General features: G+C 68.9%; 21 protein-coding genes and 2 tRNA genes. 2 read left to right on the top strand and 21 right to left on the bottom strand.

All coding sequences use genetic code 11. The annotated features are described in order from the left end of the window. Positions 1-3 precede the first annotated feature (3 nt). The 8 genes from ACSQ1L_RS04730 to ACSQ1L_RS04765 all read right to left on the bottom strand — a co-directional run bounded on the left by ACSQ1L_RS04730 (position 4) and on the right by ACSQ1L_RS04765 (position 6,141). The gene (locus ACSQ1L_RS04730; protein ID WP_435992433.1) at positions 4-1,422 is read right to left on the bottom strand and encodes an NAD(P)(+) transhydrogenase (Re/Si-specific) subunit beta; all 1,419 of its coding nucleotides are present in this window, start codon (positions 1,420-1,422) and stop codon (positions 4-6) included. A 25-nt stretch (positions 1,423-1,447) separates the two neighbouring features. Further along, positions 1,448-1,816: a hypothetical protein gene (locus ACSQ1L_RS04735; RefSeq protein ID WP_435992435.1), complete on the bottom strand. Its 369-nt coding sequence runs from the start codon at positions 1,814-1,816 to the stop codon at positions 1,448-1,450. 53 nt (positions 1,817-1,869) lie between these two features. Then, a complete protein-coding gene (locus tag ACSQ1L_RS04740) occupies positions 1,870-2,157 on the bottom strand; it encodes a hypothetical protein (RefSeq protein ID WP_435992437.1) in 288 nt (95 codons plus the stop codon). Continuing rightward, positions 2,154-2,459 carry a hypothetical protein gene (locus tag ACSQ1L_RS04745; RefSeq protein WP_435992438.1) on the bottom strand — a complete coding sequence of 102 codons (306 nt, stop codon included), beginning with the start codon at positions 2,457-2,459 and terminating at the stop codon, positions 2,154-2,156. Before ACSQ1L_RS04745 ends, ACSQ1L_RS04740 begins: the two co-directional genes overlap by 4 nt. Then, positions 2,456-2,761: an NAD(P) transhydrogenase subunit alpha gene (locus tag ACSQ1L_RS04750; RefSeq protein ID WP_435992440.1), complete on the bottom strand. Its 306-nt coding sequence runs from the start codon at positions 2,759-2,761 to the stop codon at positions 2,456-2,458. The genes ACSQ1L_RS04745 and ACSQ1L_RS04750 overlap by 4 nt, the downstream gene beginning before the upstream one ends. Continuing rightward, positions 2,761-3,894 (bottom strand): Re/Si-specific NAD(P)(+) transhydrogenase subunit alpha, encoded by a 1,134-nt coding sequence (locus ACSQ1L_RS04755; protein WP_435992442.1) that lies wholly within the window; start codon positions 3,892-3,894, stop codon positions 2,761-2,763. Before ACSQ1L_RS04755 ends, ACSQ1L_RS04750 begins: the two co-directional genes overlap by 1 nt. A gap of 99 nt (positions 3,895-3,993) precedes the next feature. Further along, a complete protein-coding gene (locus ACSQ1L_RS04760; RefSeq protein ID WP_435992444.1) occupies positions 3,994-4,245 on the bottom strand; it encodes an aa3-type cytochrome c oxidase subunit IV in 252 nt (83 codons plus the stop codon). Between the two features lie 93 nt (positions 4,246-4,338). After that, on the bottom strand, positions 4,339-6,141 hold the full coding sequence (locus ACSQ1L_RS04765; RefSeq protein ID WP_435992446.1) for a M3 family oligoendopeptidase: 1,803 nt from the start codon (positions 6,139-6,141) through the stop codon (positions 4,339-4,341). A gap of 102 nt (positions 6,142-6,243) precedes the next feature. Here ACSQ1L_RS04765 and ACSQ1L_RS04770 point away from each other — a divergent pair, with 102 nt between their 5' ends. Then, a complete protein-coding gene (locus ACSQ1L_RS04770) occupies positions 6,244-6,714 on the top strand; it encodes a DUF1203 domain-containing protein (RefSeq protein ID WP_435992448.1) in 471 nt (156 codons plus the stop codon). A gap of 10 nt (positions 6,715-6,724) precedes the next feature. Here ACSQ1L_RS04770 and ACSQ1L_RS04775 read toward each other — a convergent pair whose 3' ends face one another. The 7 genes from ACSQ1L_RS04775 to rplK all read right to left on the bottom strand — a co-directional run bounded on the left by ACSQ1L_RS04775 (position 6,725) and on the right by rplK (position 11,317). After that, positions 6,725-7,294 (bottom strand): DUF2059 domain-containing protein, encoded by a 570-nt coding sequence (locus ACSQ1L_RS04775; protein WP_435992450.1) that lies wholly within the window; start codon positions 7,292-7,294, stop codon positions 6,725-6,727. A gap of 55 nt (positions 7,295-7,349) precedes the next feature. Further along, positions 7,350-7,784 carry an NUDIX hydrolase gene (locus ACSQ1L_RS04780; RefSeq protein WP_435992452.1) on the bottom strand — a complete coding sequence of 145 codons (435 nt, stop codon included), beginning with the start codon at positions 7,782-7,784 and terminating at the stop codon, positions 7,350-7,352. Beyond that, positions 7,784-8,785, bottom strand: a complete 1,002-nt coding sequence (locus tag ACSQ1L_RS04785) for an anion permease (protein ID WP_435992454.1) — start codon at positions 8,783-8,785, stop codon at positions 7,784-7,786. The genes ACSQ1L_RS04780 and ACSQ1L_RS04785 overlap by 1 nt, the downstream gene beginning before the upstream one ends. 9 nt (positions 8,786-8,794) lie before the next feature. Continuing rightward, a complete protein-coding gene (locus ACSQ1L_RS04790; protein WP_435992456.1) occupies positions 8,795-9,439 on the bottom strand; it encodes a DUF47 domain-containing protein in 645 nt (214 codons plus the stop codon). Between the two features lie 94 nt (positions 9,440-9,533). Then, entirely contained in the window at positions 9,534-10,079 is a 546-nt protein-coding gene (locus ACSQ1L_RS04795) for a DUF2059 domain-containing protein (protein WP_435992458.1), read from the bottom strand. A gap of 112 nt (positions 10,080-10,191) precedes the next feature. Next, entirely contained in the window at positions 10,192-10,881 is a 690-nt protein-coding gene (gene rplA / locus ACSQ1L_RS04800) for a 50S ribosomal protein L1 (protein ID WP_435992460.1), read from the bottom strand. A gap of 4 nt (positions 10,882-10,885) precedes the next feature. Beyond that, positions 10,886-11,317 carry a 50S ribosomal protein L11 gene (rplK, locus tag ACSQ1L_RS04805; RefSeq protein ID WP_324777633.1) on the bottom strand — a complete coding sequence of 144 codons (432 nt, stop codon included), beginning with the start codon at positions 11,315-11,317 and terminating at the stop codon, positions 10,886-10,888. 172 nt (positions 11,318-11,489) lie between these two features. Between rplK and ACSQ1L_RS04810 the strand changes: the two genes are divergently transcribed. After that, a tRNA-OTHER gene (locus tag ACSQ1L_RS04810) sits at positions 11,490-11,563 on the top strand. A gap of 4 nt (positions 11,564-11,567) precedes the next feature. Here ACSQ1L_RS04810 and nusG read toward each other — a convergent pair. The 6 genes from nusG to ACSQ1L_RS04840 form a co-directional block, all read right to left on the bottom strand. Beyond that, positions 11,568-12,146 carry a transcription termination/antitermination protein NusG gene (gene nusG / locus ACSQ1L_RS04815; RefSeq protein ID WP_435992462.1) on the bottom strand — a complete coding sequence of 193 codons (579 nt, stop codon included), beginning with the start codon at positions 12,144-12,146 and terminating at the stop codon, positions 11,568-11,570. Positions 12,147-12,157: 11 nt separating this feature from the next. Continuing rightward, the gene (secE, locus tag ACSQ1L_RS04820; protein ID WP_435992464.1) at positions 12,158-12,442 is read right to left on the bottom strand and encodes a preprotein translocase subunit SecE; all 285 of its coding nucleotides are present in this window, start codon (positions 12,440-12,442) and stop codon (positions 12,158-12,160) included. 70 nt (positions 12,443-12,512) lie between these two features. Continuing rightward, a tRNA-Trp gene (locus ACSQ1L_RS04825) sits at positions 12,513-12,588 on the bottom strand. A gap of 99 nt (positions 12,589-12,687) precedes the next feature. Beyond that, the gene (locus ACSQ1L_RS04830) at positions 12,688-14,022 is read right to left on the bottom strand and encodes a hemolysin family protein (RefSeq protein WP_435992466.1); all 1,335 of its coding nucleotides are present in this window, start codon (positions 14,020-14,022) and stop codon (positions 12,688-12,690) included. Between the two features lie 94 nt (positions 14,023-14,116). Continuing rightward, entirely contained in the window at positions 14,117-14,245 is a 129-nt protein-coding gene (locus tag ACSQ1L_RS04835; protein WP_435992468.1) for a hypothetical protein, read from the bottom strand. A 143-nt stretch (positions 14,246-14,388) separates the two neighbouring features. Beyond that, complete coding sequence (locus ACSQ1L_RS04840; protein WP_435992469.1) at positions 14,389-15,705, bottom strand: mechanosensitive ion channel; 1,317 nt, start codon at positions 15,703-15,705, stop codon at positions 14,389-14,391. Positions 15,706-15,939 lie beyond the last annotated feature (234 nt).

The following is a 15,939-nucleotide window of genomic DNA, read 5'->3' on the forward strand; positions in this document are numbered from 1 at the left end:
GCCTCACAGCGCCTTCACGATCCCCTCGACCATCTTCTTGGCGTCGGCGAACAGCATCATGGTGTTGTCGCGGAAGAACAGCTCGTTCTCCACCCCGGCATAGCCGCTGCCCATGCCGCGCTTGATGAACAGCACCGTTCCCGCCTTCTCCACGTCCAGCACCGGCATGCCGTAGATCGGGCTCTGCGGGTCGGTCTTGGCGGCGGGGTTGGTGACGTCGTTGGCGCCGATGACGAAGGCCACGTCGCAGGAGCTGAACTCGCTGTTGATGTCCTCCAGCTCGAACACCTCGTCATAGGGCACATTGGCCTCGGCCAGCAGCACGTTCATGTGGCCGGGCATGCGGCCGGCGACGGGGTGGATGGCGTATTTGACCTCGACCCCCTCCTCCTTCAGCGCATCGGCCATCTCGCGCAGGGCGTGCTGGGCCTGGGCCACGGCCATGCCGTAGCCGGGGACGATAATGACCTTCGAGGCGTTCTTCATGATGAAGGCCGCGTCTTCCGCCGAGCCCTGCTTGACCGGGCGGGTTTCGGCCGCCCCGCCCGCTCCGGCCGCCGCGTCCCCTCCGCCGAAGCCGCCGAGGATCACCGAGACGAAGCTGCGGTTCATGCCCTTGCACATGATGTAGCTGAGGATCGCGCCCGAACTGCCGACCAGCGCCCCGGTGATGATCAGGGCGATGTTCTCGAGGGTGAAGCCCAGCGCCGCCGCGGCCCAGCCGGAGTAGGAGTTGAGCATCGACACCACCACCGGCATGTCGGCGCCCCCGATGGGGATGATCAGGGTGGCGCCGAGGATCAGGGCGATCAGGAACACGCCCCAGAAGGCCCAGGTCGCCGTACCGCCCGAGGCGATCATGACGCCGATCAGCAGCACCAGCCCGAGCGCCAGGGCGATGTTGATCAGGTGCCGCGCCGGCAACAGGATCGGCGCTCCGCTCATATTGCCGTTCAGCTTGGCGAAGGCGATCACCGAGCCGGTGAAGGTCACCGCGCCGATGGCGACGCCGAGGCTGAGCTCGATGATCGAGATCGTCTTGATGCCGCCCGCGGCCGTGGCGATGCCGAAGCTCTCGGGCGCATAGACCGCCCCCACCGCCACCAGACAGGCCGCCATGCCGACCAGGCTGTGGAAGGCCGCCACCAGCTGGGGCATCTGGGTCATCTGCACCCGCGCCGCGATCAGCGCGCCCGCCCCGCCGCCGACCACCACGCCGCCGGCGATCAGGGCGAGGGTCAGCGGGTCCAGCGTCCCGCTCGACCACAGGGTGGCCAGCGTCACGCCCACGGCCAGCGCCATGCCGACCATGCCCAGCGTATTGCCGCGCCGGCTCGTCTCCGGGCTCGACAGGCCGCGCAGGCTGAGAATGAACAGGACGCCGGAGACCAGATAGGCCAGGGCCGCGATCGATGCGTTCATGCTGATCCTCTCAAGGGGGGCGTCTTCACAGGAAGCCGACCGCGGCGGGGGCCGCCGGGTCCCGGGTGGCGTCGGCAACGGTCTCGCCGGGGCGCGACAGGGCGATGGCGACCGCGCCGCGGCCGCCGGTCTTCCAGACGTGGCAGTGGCCGACGTTCAGGGGCAGACGCCCGGAATCCGGTCCGCGGCCGCTGCGCTCGAACCTGTTGATCCAGGCTTTCTGGTTGTAGACGCTGCGATAGTAGGTGACCGGCGGAAACCGGCACACCAGACGCCAGTTCGCGCCTTCCGGGGCGGAGACGTGCCAGTGCATGCCGTCTTCGATACTGTCCCCGACCCAGGTCTGCGCGCCCGCCGGAGAGGCGGAGCCGAGAACAGGGAGGGCCGCGAGCACGGCCAGGAGTCCGGTCCGCCTGTGATCGATCCCATGAGCCCCGGCCGTCATGGTCAGCGCCCCGGCGGCGGGCAGGCCGTCCGCGCCAGCCGCCACAGGGCGGCGGCGATGAACAGCGGACCGACGAAAACCACGGCCCAGTCCCAGATGCTCATCGGCCGCTCCTGCGCCACGATGCGCAGCAGGATCGACGAGAACAGCAGCACCACGCCGCAGTCGAGAAAGCGCAGCTTGCGGATGGCGTTCTTCTCGCCGAGCCAGCTCCACAGCCACAGCGCCGCCCCGATCGCCGTGGCGACCCATGACGCGCCGACCGCGAACTGCTGGATGTCGAAGGTCATTCGCCGGCCTTCGAGCCCGGCGCCAGTCGGCCGGCGCGAATGGCCTTGAAGCCGAGCCCGATGAAGACGGCCGCCACAATCGCCATCTCGGCCGACTTGAGCAGTGATCCTTCGCCAAGGAATTCAGCGGCGCGCCACAGCCAGTAGAATGTCGCCACCGGATAGAAGACCGCCGCCATCACGCGCTCGACGCCGGTCCGGGTCTCCGGCTTCATCCGGCCGCTGAAAAGGACCAGCGCGAGCACCATGGCCAACGCAAGCGGGATGGCGATCATGACATAGGTGTCGAGCGGCCGGTTCACTTCGGCCGTTCCTTCTTGCGGTACATGGCCAGCATGCGCCGGGTGACCATGAAGCCGCCGAAGATGTTGACGCTGGCCAGGGTCACGGCCGCGACGCCGGCGCCCTTGGCGACCCAGCCGTCGTTCCCGCTCGCCGCCGCCGCGATCAGCCCGCCGACGATGATCACCGACGAGATGGCGTTGGTCACCGCCATCAGCGGGGTGTGCAGCGCGGGCGTGACGCTCCAGACCACATAGTAGCCGACGAAGATCGCCAGCACGAAGATGGCCAGGCGGAAGATGGTGGGGTCGACGTGTTCCATCAGCTCTTCACACCCTCATGCACCACGGCCCCTCGGTGGGTCACCGCCGCCGCCTTGAGGATCTCGTCCTCCAGATCGACCGCCAGCGCCCCGTCCTTGACCATCAGGCCGACAAAGGCGCTTAGATTGCGCGCGTAGAGGGCCGAGGCGTCCGCCGCGATCCGGCCCGCCATATTGGTCCAGCCGACGATCTGCACGCCGCCCGTCGTGGTCACCACCTCGCCCGCCTTCGCTCCTTCGACGTTGCCGCCGTTGTCGATGGCGAGGTCGACCAGCACGCTGCCCGGCTTCATCGAGGCCACATGCGCCGCCGTCACCAGCCGCGGCGCGGGCCGCCCCGGGATCAGGGCGGTGGTGATGACGATGTCCTGCTTGACGATGTGGCTGGCGGTCAGCTCGGCCTGCTTGGCCTGATACTCGGCCGACATCGGCTTGGCGTAGCCGGCCGCGGTCTCGGCGGCCTTGAACTCCTCGTCCTCGACCGCGACGAACTTGGCCCCGAGGCTCTCGACCTGTTCCTTGGAGGCCGGTCGCACGTCGGTGGCGGTGACCACCGCGCCCAGCCGCCGCGCCGTGGCCACGGCCTGCAGCCCCGCCACGCCCGCGCCCATCACGAAGACCTTGGCCGGGGCGACCGTGCCCGCCGCCGTCATCATCATCGGAAAGCCCTTGCCGAAGGCGTAGGCCGCCTCGATCACGGCGCGATAGCCGGCCAGGTTGGCCTGCGACGACAGGGCGTCCATCACCTGCGCCCGGCTGATGCGGGGCACGAACTCCATGGCGAAGGCGGTGACGTTCGCGCCGGCCAGCGCCGTCACCGTCTCCTTGTCGCGGTAGGCGTCGAGCAGGGCCACGACCACCGCGCCCGGCTTCAACGCGCTGGTCTCCTGCGCCGTCGGTCCGCGCACCTTCAACAGGATGTCGGCCCCGGCCAGCACCGCCTTGATGTCCGGCTTCACCGCCGCCCCGGCGGCCGCATAGTCCGCATCGGGAATGGACGAGCCCGCGCCGGTCCCGGCCTCGACGGCGACGGTCGCCCCGAGGGCGATCAGCTTCTTCACCGTTTCCGGAGTGACGGCGCAGCGCGTCTCGCCATCACGGCGTTCGCGGCTCACGGCGATGGCGACAGCCAAGCGAATCCCTCCGTCAGAACTGGACGGGGAAGGTTAGGCTTATCCAGCGGGGGCCGTCAAAAGACAGAATCCGTCTCCTTGCGGAGACGAACAGGATTGTCAGTGGGACTTCTTGCCCGACTTCAGGAAGAAGAAGCCCGCGACCAGAACCACGAAGGCGGTGATCGCGCCGCCGATGAAGCTGCCGCCGGGCTGGAACCACAGCACCAGGAACACCAGGGTGGCCGCGGTCAGCAGCGAGCCCCACTTGGCCAGTCCGACGAACAGGGCGAACGTCGACGCCTGCTCGTCGATCTTCTGCGAGCCGCGAATGTAGTCGTCGTGAGCGTCGGCGTGATGCGGGTCGGCCATGATCGGGTCCGGGAATCTGAAAAGCGGTTGGCGCTCTTATAGCGGGGCCGGCGCCGCGCTCAAGCGGGCGGCGACAATTCGCGCCGCCTGGCCTCAGACCAGCGCCTCGAACCGGTCGATCAGCCCCTCCAGCCGTTTCGTGCCGATGGTCCAGAAAGCCGGGTCGCGCGGGTTCAGCCCGAACGGCGCCAGCGCCTCGACATAGCCGCGCGAGCCCCCGCCCGCGAGCAGTTCGCGATACAGCGGCGTGAAGCCCGCCGGGTCCTTGGCCCGCGTCTCCATCAGCGCCGCCACCAGCAGGTCTCCAAACGCATAGGCGTAGACGTAGAACGGAGAGTGCACGAAGTGGCCGACATAGCTCCACCAGTGCTCATAGCCGGGGTTGAGCGTCACCGCCGGACCCAGCGAGCCGCCCATCTCCTCCAGCCACAGTTCGCCGATCCGCTCGACCGACACCTCGCCCGCCGCGCGTTCGTCGTGGAAGCGGGTCTCGAAGCGGTGGAAGGCGATCTGGCGGATCACGGTGTTGAGCCCGTCCTCGATCCGTCCGGCCAGCAGGCCGCGCTGCTCGGCCGTGGGCGCGGTCTTCAGCAGTCGGTCGAAGGTCAGCCCCTCGGCGAAGATCGACGCCGTCTCGGCCAGGGTCAGCGGCGTATCCGCCAGCAGCGACCCCTGCCCGGCCGCCAGCGTCTGGTGCACGCCATGCCCCAGCTCGTGCGCCAGGGTCAGCACGTCGCGCCGCTCGCCCATCCAGTTCAGGAACACATAGGGGTGCCGGTCCGAGGTCACCGGATGGGCGTAGGCCCCCGACTGCTTCCCCGGCCGCGCCCTGCCGTCGATCCACGGCCGCTCGAAGAAGCCCCGCGCCCGGTCGGCGAACTCGCCGCCCAGATCGCCGAAGCTTTCCAGCACCAGGTCCTTGCCCTGCGCCCAGTCGTAGCCGCGCGGCGCGCTGGTCTCGATCGGCGCATTGCGGTCCCATTGGTCCAGGGTCGTCTTGCCCATGGCCCGGGCCTTGAGCGCGTAATAGCGGTGCGACAGGCGCGGATACGCCGCCGCGACCGCCTCGGCCATGGCGTCGACCGCGTCCCCATCGACCTCATTGGCCAGGTGGCGGCTGTCGGCGGGCCGCATGAAGCCGCGCCACTTGTCCTCCAGCGCCTTGTCGGCGGCGACGGTGTTGAGCACCAGCGCCATGGCCTGGGTCCGCGCGCCCAAGGCCTCGTTCAGCCCTTCGGCCGCCGCCTTGCGCCGCGCCCCCTTCGGGTCCGACAGCCGGTTCAACGCCTCGGACAGGGTCAGCTCGTCCCTGCCGGCCCTCACCCGCATCGCCGCCATGGTTTCGTCGAACAGGCGGGGCCACTGGGCGCTGATCGGGCCGCGCTCGGCGAGGAAGGTCTCCAGCTCGTGCGACAGCTCGTGCGGCTTCATGGCCCGCACCCGCCGCAGCCACGGCCGCCAGCGCGCCGCCGCCGGCCACGCCTCCAGCGCCGCCTCGATCTCCGGCCCCTCCAGCTGGTTGATCTCCAGCGTGACCCAGACCGTCGGCGTGGCGATGGCGGTGATCTTCTCCCGCACGGTCGCCTCGAAGCCCTGCGCGCCGGCGTCGTTGCGGTTGGTCGAGGCCGCCAGGAAGGCGTACGCCCCGAGGCCGCCCAGCAGGTCCGACGCCTGTTCGTACAGGCTCACCGCCCGGTCCAGCCGTTCGCCGAGCAGGGCGGCGCCCGACCGCGCCTCCACCAGCCGCCCCTGCAGGGCGTTGAGGTCGCCCACCAGCCCCCGGGCGCGCTCGAGGTCGGCCTCGATGCGCGGGTCCGCGGACGAGGCGTAGAGGTCGGACAGGTCCCAGACGGGGGCTTCAGCGGGGTCGGCGGGAGTCTTGAAGGGGGCGTTCATGGCTTTCCTTTTGGGGACGCGGGCCGCCTGACGCAACGCCCGAAAGCCGCGAGACGCCCACCGCCGCGCCTGTCACATCGGCGGTGAAGGAGACACCAGAACATGAGCTTTCGCATCCAGGCCCTCTCCCCGGCGCCGTTCCTGCCGCTGTTCGATCTCGACGACGAGGCCCTGGCGGCCATCGGGGCCCGGCGCATGATCGCCGACGCCCCGCACGCCGCGCCCTGCCGGGTCAGCCTGGCCGACGCCGAGCCGGGGGAGCGGCTGCTGCTGATCAACCACCGCCACCTCGACGCCCCGGCCAGCCCCTATCGCGGCGACGGCCCGATCTTCGTGCGCGAGGGAGTCGTGCAGGCCGTCCCAGCCGCCGGCGAGGTCCCGGACATGCTGGGCCGCCGCCTGCTGTCGGCGCGGATCTATGACGCCGACTGGATGATGACGGACGCCGACGTGGTCGAGGGCCGTGACCTGGCCGGACGGCTGGAGACGTGGTTCGCCGACCCCGCCGTGTCGCGCATCCACCTGCACACGGCCCGGCGCGGCTGCTTCATGGCCACGGCCGGGAGGATCTGAACGCCCCGTGCTATTTGGGCGGCGGCGCCGCCGCGATCTGGCCGCGCATCTCGCGCTGCAACGCCTCCAGTTCGCCCGGCTCGCAACCATAGTGCTCGCACACGCGCGCGGCCATTTTGTTCATGAGCTGCGGCATCACCGTCATGGTCGCCCGGGTGGCCTCGGGCAGCGCCACCATGGTCTTCTCGATGATCGTCCGCCCCATCTCGGTGTCGTAGAAGCCGAGCAGGGCCTCGAGTTCGGCCTCCGTGAAGGCGCTGGCGTAGACCGGAACCATCGCCTCGATCATCTGCGGAATCATGTCCGTAGTGAGCTCGGCCGCCAGATCGACGAGAAATCGCCGGTCCTCCGCGGGCAGGTCGCGCGTGTCCGGGTCCAGCGACGCCTGGTCGACGATCAGCTGGCGAATGGCGTTCTCGAACTGGTCCGTCATCGTCAGGTCGATGTACCGGCGTGTCAGTTCCAGCTGCCGGGCCGTGGGCGCCGCGGCGGCCTGCGGCGTTTCCCGGGCCTGCGCGGGCGAGCCGATCAGGGCGGCGCCCGCCAAGGCTCCCGCCAGACATACAATCATCAAGCGCATGGTCGTCCCCCTTTCGCGCATAGTCCGCGACGGGGCGGTCGAACACAAGCCCGGTTCAGGGTTCGAAGGCGGCGATCAACGCCTTGAGGTCGGGCTCGTCGACCCAGGCCGCGGCGGTGTCGCGGGGCAGCCAGACACGCTCGCGTTCCGCCTGCTCCTGCCACTCGGCATGTTCGGCGGTCACCTCGAGATCGTACAGGGCGACCACGCACCAGCGGGGCGCGCGGCGTTTCAGGATTTTCAGATAGCGGAACGTCCCCAGCGGCTCGTCGCCGACCACGCCCTCGATCCCGGCCTCCTCCAGCGCCTCCTGGGCGGCGGCCTCGGCGTCGGTCTTGCCGGTCATGCGGCCGCCCTTGGGCGTGACCCAGCGCCGCGTCTCGCGCGAGGTGACGAGCAGTATCTCGACGCCGCCCGGTCGGCGCCGCCACGGCAGGGCCGCGACCTGCAGCCGCTCGGCGCGCTCCTCGGAGGCGGGGGTCTCGGCCATCAGGTCAGGAACGCTCCGCCGATCCAGTAGAACAGGGCTCCGATGGCCGCGGCGGCGGGCATGGTGATGAACCAGGCCGTGACGATGCTGCGCGCCACGCCCCAGCGCACCGCCGAGGCGCGCCGCGCGGCGCCGACGCCGACGATGGCCCCGGTGATGGTGTGCGTGGTCGAGACGGGGATGCCCATGCCGGTGGCCAGGAACAGGGTGATGGCCCCGCCGGTCTCGGCGCAGAAGCCCTGCTGCGGGCTCAGCCGAGTGATCCGCGAGCCCATGGTGTGGACGATCCGCCAGCCGCCGAACAGCGTGCCCAGGGCGATCGCCGCCTGGCAGGTGATGACGACCCAGAAGGGCACCACGAATTCCGATCCGGCCGGCGCGCGCGAGAACAGCAGCACGGCGATGATGCCCATGGTCTTCTGCGCATCGTTGCCGCCGTGGCCCAGGGAATAGGCCGAGGCCGAGACGAACTGCATGCGCCGGAAGGCCTTGTCGGCGGTCGACGGGTTCACCTTCACGAAGGCCCAGGACACGATCAGCACCAGCACCAGGGCCAGCGAAAAGCCCACCGCCGGCGACAGGAAGATGGCGCTCACCGTCTTGGTCACGCCGGCCACCACCACCGCCCCCGTGCCCGCCTTGGCTATACCCGCCCCCAGCAGGCCGCCGATCAGGGCATGCGAGCTCGACGACGGTATCCCGGCCAGCCAGGTGATGACGTTCCAGCTGATCGCCCCCATCAGGGCCCCGAAGATCACCTGATCCGAGATGACGGTCGGATCGATGATCCCGCGCCCGATGGTGTCGGCCACGTGCAGGCCGAAGAACAGGAAGGCGATGAAGTTGAAGAAGGCGGCCCAGCCGACCGCGTAGACCGGGGGCAGCACCCGCGTCGCCACGATGGTGGCGATCGAGTTGGCGGCGTCGTGCAGGCCGTTCAGGAAGTCGAACAGCAGGGCGACGGCGATCAGGAAGATCAGGATCAGCAGGGCGCCGTCCATGGGGCGCTCCTACAGGTGTTCGACCAGGATGCCGCTGATGCGGTTGGCGACGTCCTCGAACCGGTCGACGACCTTCTCGAGGTGATCATAGACCTCGCCGCCGATCATGAAGGCCATGGCGTCGCCGCCCCGGTGCGCCTGGTAAAGCGCCCGCATGCCCTCGTCGTAGAGGGTGTCGCTGTCGCTCTCCAGCCGGGCGATGCTCTCGGTCAGCTCGTTCAGCCGTCCGTGATGCTTTCGCATCTCCGGCAGCAGCGCCACCGCTTCCACTGTCAGCGCCGCCGCCTCGACCGCGATATCCCCGAGCAGGCGCATGTGCGGAGCGAAGTCGCGCATCTCGTACAGCGTCATGACCTTGGCGGTCTTCTGCATCTGGTCGATGGAGTCGTCGAGCGAGTTGGTCAGTCCCCGGATGTCCGAACGGTCGAACGGCGTGATGAAGCTGCGCCGCACCGCGAACAGCACGTCGCGGGCGACGTTGTCGGCCTCGTGCTCATGGTCGAAAATCCGCTGGCACCAGTGGGCGGTCTCGTCGCCGCCGTCCAGCGCCTTGCGCAGCGCCTCGGCGCCCTTGGTCAGCGTCGCCGCATGGGCGTCGAAAAGACGAAAGAAATTGTCTTCCTTGGGCAGCAGCGCCTGGAACCAGCCCAGCATCGAAGAATCTCCCGCGGAATCCGTATGCGGTCAGTCCCGCGTCTTCCCGGGCGCGTCAACCCGTCTGTCTACGGAAGGTTCGACGGCCGGCAGGTCAGCGGAACTGCTTGGCCGCCGCTTCGCCCATCGCCGAGCAGTCGAAGCGCAGGCAGAACTTCTCCATCAGCGACGTTATCCGCGGCATCAGGAGCGGCATCATCACCTCCTGCAACTCCATGTTCATGTCCAGCTGCTTGCGGACGACCGATCGCCCGACGGGCGAGTCGTAGAAGGCGATGGCGGTTTCGAGTTCCTGGACCGTGAAGCTGTCGGCCACGTCGTCGCGTAGCTCCACGATGGCCAGCTCCATCACCTCCGTCAGCAGGTCGCCCATGCCCTCGGCCATCCAGTCGCGCTGGTCGGCCGGCATCCCCGAGGCGCCGTAACTCTCCTCGATCTGGCCGCGCATCTGCTTCACCAGGTCGCCGCCCTGGGTCAGCACCAGATAGCGTTCGGCCAGCTCGAGGCGCCCCTCGCGCGCGGCGTCCGGCGGTGACGTCTCGGTCGCCACCGGCAGCAGGGGCGCCGGGGCCGTCTGGGCCAGGACCGGCCCGGCCGCGACGGCCAGCGCGACAGCTGAAACGATGGCGATGAACCGCATGACCCGACCCCCTTCTGGATACCGCACCCTCGCGCCTGCAACGGCAGGGTGCAAACGAAAACGGCGGCGGAGATCGCTCTCCGCCGCCGCGTTCTTCAGTCCGTCAGGTCGATCAGGCGCCCAGCGAGGCCGGATCGATCTTGAAGCCCGGGCCCATGGTCGAGGACAGGGTGATGCGCTTGATATAGGTGCCCTTGGCGCCGGCCGGGCGGGCGCGGCTGAGCGCGTCCACATAGGCCTTCACGTTGGCTTCGAGGGCTTCCTGGGTGAAGGAGGCCTTGCCGATGCCGCCGTGGGCGATGCCGGCCTTCTCGACGCGGAACTCGACCGCGCCGCCCTTGGCGTCCTTGACCGCCTGCGCGACGTTCGGGGTCACGGTGCCGACCTTCGGGTTCGGCATCAGGCCGCGCGGGCCCAGCACCTTACCCAGACGGCCGACCAGGGCCATCATGTCCGGGGACGCGATGACGCGGTCGAAGTCCATGAAGCCGCCGTTGATCTTCTCGTACAGATCCTCGGCGCCCACGATGTCGGCGCCGGCCGCGAGGGCTTCGGCCGCCTTGGCGTCCTTGGCGAAGACGGCGACGCGGACGTCGCGGCCCGTGCCCGACGGCAGGTTGACCACGCCGCGGACCTGCTGGTCGGCGTGACGCGGGTCGACGCCCAGGTTGACGGCGATCTCGATCGACTCGTCGAACTTGGCCGTGGCGTTGTCCTTGACGGCCTTGACGGCGTCGGCGAACGGCAGGACGGCGGTCACGTCGCCGGTGCGGGCTTTGAAGCGCTTGGTTTGCTTGGCCATGTGCTTAGCCCTCCACGACGTTGAGGCCCATGGCGCGAGCCGAGCCTTCGATGATCTTGGTCGCCGCGTCCAGGTCGTTGGCGTTCAGATCCTTCATCTTCTTTTCGGCGATCTCGCGCAGCTGGCCGCGCGTGATCTTGCCGGCCACTTCGCGGCCCGTCATCTTCGAGCCCGAGGTGATGCCGGCGGCCTGCTTGATGTAGTGGGTCGCGGGCGGGGTCTTGGTGACGAAGGTGAAGCTCTTGTCCTGGTAGACGGTGATCACCGTCGGCAGGGGCGTGCCCTTCACTTCCTTCTCGGTGCGCGCGTTGAACTCCTTGACGAAGCCCATGATGTTGACGCCGCGCTGACCCAGGGCCGGGCCGATCGGGGGCGACGGCGTGGCGTTGCCCGCGGGCACCTGCAGCTTGATGTAGCCGAGAATCTTCTTGGCCATTGGTCTCTCCTTACAGTGGCCCCGAACTCAATCGGGACCGGTGAGCCGTGGTCGTGGCATGGCTGCCTCCCACGGATTTATGCGGGCGAACCCGCACCGCCCCTCAGAGCGAGGCGCGCGTGTAGCAGAAGGGTGCTGGCGAAGCAATCCAGCACCGGTAAGCTGAAATCGGCGGCTCGTAGCTCAGCTGGAGTAGAGCACCGACCTCCGGGTCGGAGGTCCCCCGTTCGAATCGGGGCGAGTCGCTGCCTTACGCCGCGCTCTTCTCGACTTGGCTGTATTCCAGATCCACCGGGGTCGGGCGGCCGAAGATGGAGACGGCCACGCGCAGGCGGGCGTTGTCCTCGTCGACGCTCTCGACCTGGCCGTCGAAGCTGGCGAACGGGCCGTCGATGACCTTGACGGTCTCGCCGATGTCGAAGCGGATGGTGGGCTTCGGACGCTCGACGCCCTCTTCCACGGCCCCGATGATGTTCTGGACCTCACGCTCCGAGACCGGCAGCGGCTTGGTGCCGCCGGCGGCGCCGAGGAAGCCGGTCACCTTCGGGGTGTTCTTGACGAGGTGATAGGCGTCGTCGGTCATCTCCATCTTCACCAGCACGTAGCCGGGGAAGAATTTGCGCTCCGAGTTGACCTTGCGGCCGCGGCGGATCTCGACGACGTCCTCGGTCGGCACCAGGATTTCCGAGAAGCAGTCCTCGAGCCCCTGCTGGCGCGCCTGGTCCTGCAGATGCTGGGCCACCTTCTTCTCGAAGTTCGAGTAGGCGTGGACGATGTACCACTTGTGCCGCGGATTGGCGGCAGGCTTGGCGGGAGCGGCGTCGGTCATGGGCGTCTCTCTTACTGACCGATGGCCAGGATGATGCGCGAGGCGAAGGCCAGGCCGGTGTCGACGAGGAAGAAGAACGCGGACGCGAGCGCGACCATGATGAAGACCATCACCGAGGTGATCCAGGTCTCCTTGCGGCTCGGCCACACGATCTTGCGACCCTCGGCCCGGACCTGGCTCAGGAATTGCGGAATCGAGACCCGCGGCTTCTTCGGCGCATCAGCCGCGACAGCGGCGCCCGCTATGGCGGGTTGTGCGGTCTGGGGGCGGCGCCCCGGGGTCTTGGCCTTGGCCATCGTTATTCCGTCAAAGAATTGATCCTGCCGCCCCCAGATAGGAAGCCCTATCCGGCGGCGACAGGGGAAATGGCAGGAGTTGGGGGACTCGAACCCACGACCCCCGGTTTTGGAGACCGGTGCTCTACCAGCTGAGCTAAACTCCTAGACGAACCACAGCGCGCCGCGGGTGACCCCGTCGACGCATGTAATCGCCAGACCGGGGCGTATGCCCGACGCCACGCCCCTTTTCAAGGGCGGAAGGGTCAATCGTCGTGGTGCGCCGCGACGGCGCTGGCCTCGTCCTCGGGCTTGACCAGCTGCCGGAACAGCAGCTTGTCGATGCGGCGGTCGTCCATGTCGATGATCTCGACCTCGAACCGTCCCAGCTGGAGGATTTCCCCCTCGTCCGGCACCCGCGACAGCTGGTGCAGGACCAGGCCGGCGACGGTGTGGAACCCTTCCGTCTCGCCGAAGTCCTCGCCGAGTTCGTCGGCCAGTTCCTCGATGTCGGCCTGGCCGTCGACGATCCAGCTGCCGTCCTCGCGCTGGCGGATATAGGCCTCTTCCTCGTCGTGGCCCTCGTCGAAGTTCCCGGCGATCATCTCCAGCAGGTCGGTGGCCGTCACCACGCCCTCGAAGGCGCCGTACTCGTCGACCAGGAAGGCCATGTGGACCTTGGACGCCTTGAGTATCTCGAGCGCCTTCAGGACCGAGGTCGACTGCGGAATGAAAGCCGGCGTCTGCACCAGCCGCTCGACGTTGAACTCGCCGTTGTCCAGCAAGCTGTCGAGAAGATCCTTTTTGTGAACAACGCCCAGGGGGTTGTCGACGTCGTTTTCGCGCGCCACCACGATGCGCGAATAGGGGCAGGTCCGGATCTCCTGACGCAGCTGTTCCTCGCTGTCGTCCAGGGCGATCCAGAACACCTCGTGACGCGGCGTCATGGCCACCCGGATGGGCCGGTCCCCGAGGCGCAGGATCTCCTCGATCATCTCCTGCTCTTCGGGCTCGATCAGACCCGAGGCGGTGCCCTCGGCGATCATCGTCTCGACCTCTTCCTGGGTCACGTCCGAACCGTCGCGGTCCTTGACGCCCATGATCTTGAGGATGGCCGAGGTCGAAACCGTCAGCACCACCACGAACGGCTTCAGCACGATGGCGACGGTCGAGATCGGGGCCGCCATCTTGGAGGCGATTGATTCCGGGAAGATCAGCGCCAGCCGCTTGGGGACCAGTTCCCCCACGATCACCGACACATAGGTGATGAAGACGATGACCAGGACGGTCGAGAACACCTCGGTATAGGCGGCGAGGCCGGGGAAGACCGCCTCGAGGATGAGGTTCAGCTCGCCGGCGATGGCGGCCTGCCCGTAGGCGCCCGCGGCGATGCCGATCAGGGTGATGCCGACCTGGACGGCCGACAGGAAATGCGTCGGTTCCTCGGCCAGCTTCAGCGCCGCCCGGGCCCCCCGGTCGCCCCTCTCCGCCCGGCTCTGCAGTCTGGATTTGCGCGACGACACGACCGCAAGTTCGGTCATGGAAAACAGGCCGTTCAGCACCACGAGCAGCAGTACGACGACGATGGCGATGGCTAACATCTAGGGGGAGCGGGACCGGCGCGGCGCGACAGCCGGCGTCCGCGCGATGGATGATACGGGGGTTTTCCCCCCTCCGCCACGATTTCCTTCGCGATCAGCGGGTGCGGCCGATCTCGACGCCGCCATAGGGCCCGCGCGAAGCCCCGTCGTCCGGGGTGGCGGCGCAGGCCGACATGCCGATCAGGGTGCCGATGAACAGGCCGGTTCGAAGCGCGCGTCGCATGGTTACTGAATTCCTAACGTCCGTGAACCGAACGTAGGCGCCGGACCGGGGTTCCCGTGCAAGGCCGATCCCGCCGACGGCGAATTGCGAAGGGGCGGCGCTCCCGCACCGCCCCTCGCAGGCGAACCTGTGCCGTACCGGGACTAGGCCGGCGGCCGTCCGCCGGGCCGCCGCGTGAGCTTGTCGGCCCAGCTCTGCGCCACCTGGCCGGCGGCGTTGCGGCCGCCCAGGCCGAAGGCCAGCGCCGCGGCCACCGCCGCCGCGCCGAGCACCAGGCCGAAGGCCAGCAGCACGATGTCGTCGGCGATGCCCATGAAGCGCAGGCCCATGGCCGTGGCCAGGGCGATGGTCGCCCAGCGCACCAGGGTCGAGGCGAAGCCGTCCGCCCCGCCCGTGCCCTTGTTGATGAGCCGCGCCAGCACGTCGGCGATCAGCACCCCGGCGGTGATGATGACGCCGCCGACGATGACCCGGCCGGCGAGGCCGAGAATTTCCTCGACGGTCATGGCCAGGGTCGAGAACTGCAGCAGCCGCGCCGCCTCGACCGCCGTGAAGGCGACGATGGCCACCATGACCAGCTTGCCGACCACCCGCGAAGGGGTCAGCGGGACCGGGGCCGACGGCGCGCCGCCGAGCGCCGCGGCCGTGGCCGGGGTGACGTCGCCGGCGTAGGGCGCGGTCGTGGCCGGCGGCTCTACGGGCGCCCGGTTCGAGGCCAGGCTCATGACGCTGGAGACGCTGCGGTCGAAGCCGGTGGCGGGCAGGACGCGTTCGACGACCTGCGCCACCCAGCGGCCGATGAACCAGCCGATGGCCAGCACGATGGCCGCGGCCAGCACCCTCGGGATGGCGTCGAACACCGTCGACAGCACGGCCACGGCGGGGACGGTCAGCGACTCGATGCCGAGCTGCTCCAGCGCCGCGATGGTGATCGGGATCAGCACCAGCACGAACACCAGGGTGCCGACGGCGGCGCTGACCCCGGTCGAGCCCGTGGCCCTCGACAGCCCGGCCTTGTCCAGCCAGCGGTCGGCGTTGGCCGCCTGCAGGGCCGCCTCGGTGACCCGGCGCGCCAGGGTGGCGACCACGAAGCCGATGAAGAAGATCAGGACCGCGCCGATGATGTTCGGCAGGAAGGACATGACCTGGGTCAGCAGGGCGTTGAGCGGGGTGACGACCTGACCCAGGTTGAGCACGCCGAGGGCGGCGACCACGCCGAACAGCAGGATCAGCCAGAAGGCCACGTCGCCGAGGCTGGCGCCCACGGTGTGTTTGGGATTCTCGCTCAGATTGGCCTTCGAGGCCCCGGGGATGCGGTCGACCCCCTTGGCCAGGGCCCATTTCACCGCCTTGCCGATGAACCAGGCGGCGACGAGGATCAGGAGGGCGCCCAGCACCCTCGGCGCCCACACCTCGAACAGCTGTTCCCAGCCGATGAACTCGTAACCCGTGTCGTACATGGGAAGCCACCCGTCCGCGCCGCGACCGTCGCAGCGTCCTCGGGGGCCGAAACCGGGCGAGGCGCGCAAATGTTCCGCTTGCGCGCCCGTTCGCCGTCCCTCCGCCGTCATTCCCGACCAGGCCCGGGGATGACGGGCCCAAACAAAACGGCCCCGGAGTTTCCTCCGGGGCCGTTCTGTCTTTTGCTCAGCCTATGCTCGCCTCGCGGAGGCTCGCGGCTTGAGGCTGGTTAC

This window comes from Brevundimonas sp. LjRoot202 (genome assembly GCF_964253355.1).
Taxonomy (GTDB): Bacteria; Pseudomonadota; Alphaproteobacteria; order Caulobacterales; family Caulobacteraceae; genus Brevundimonas.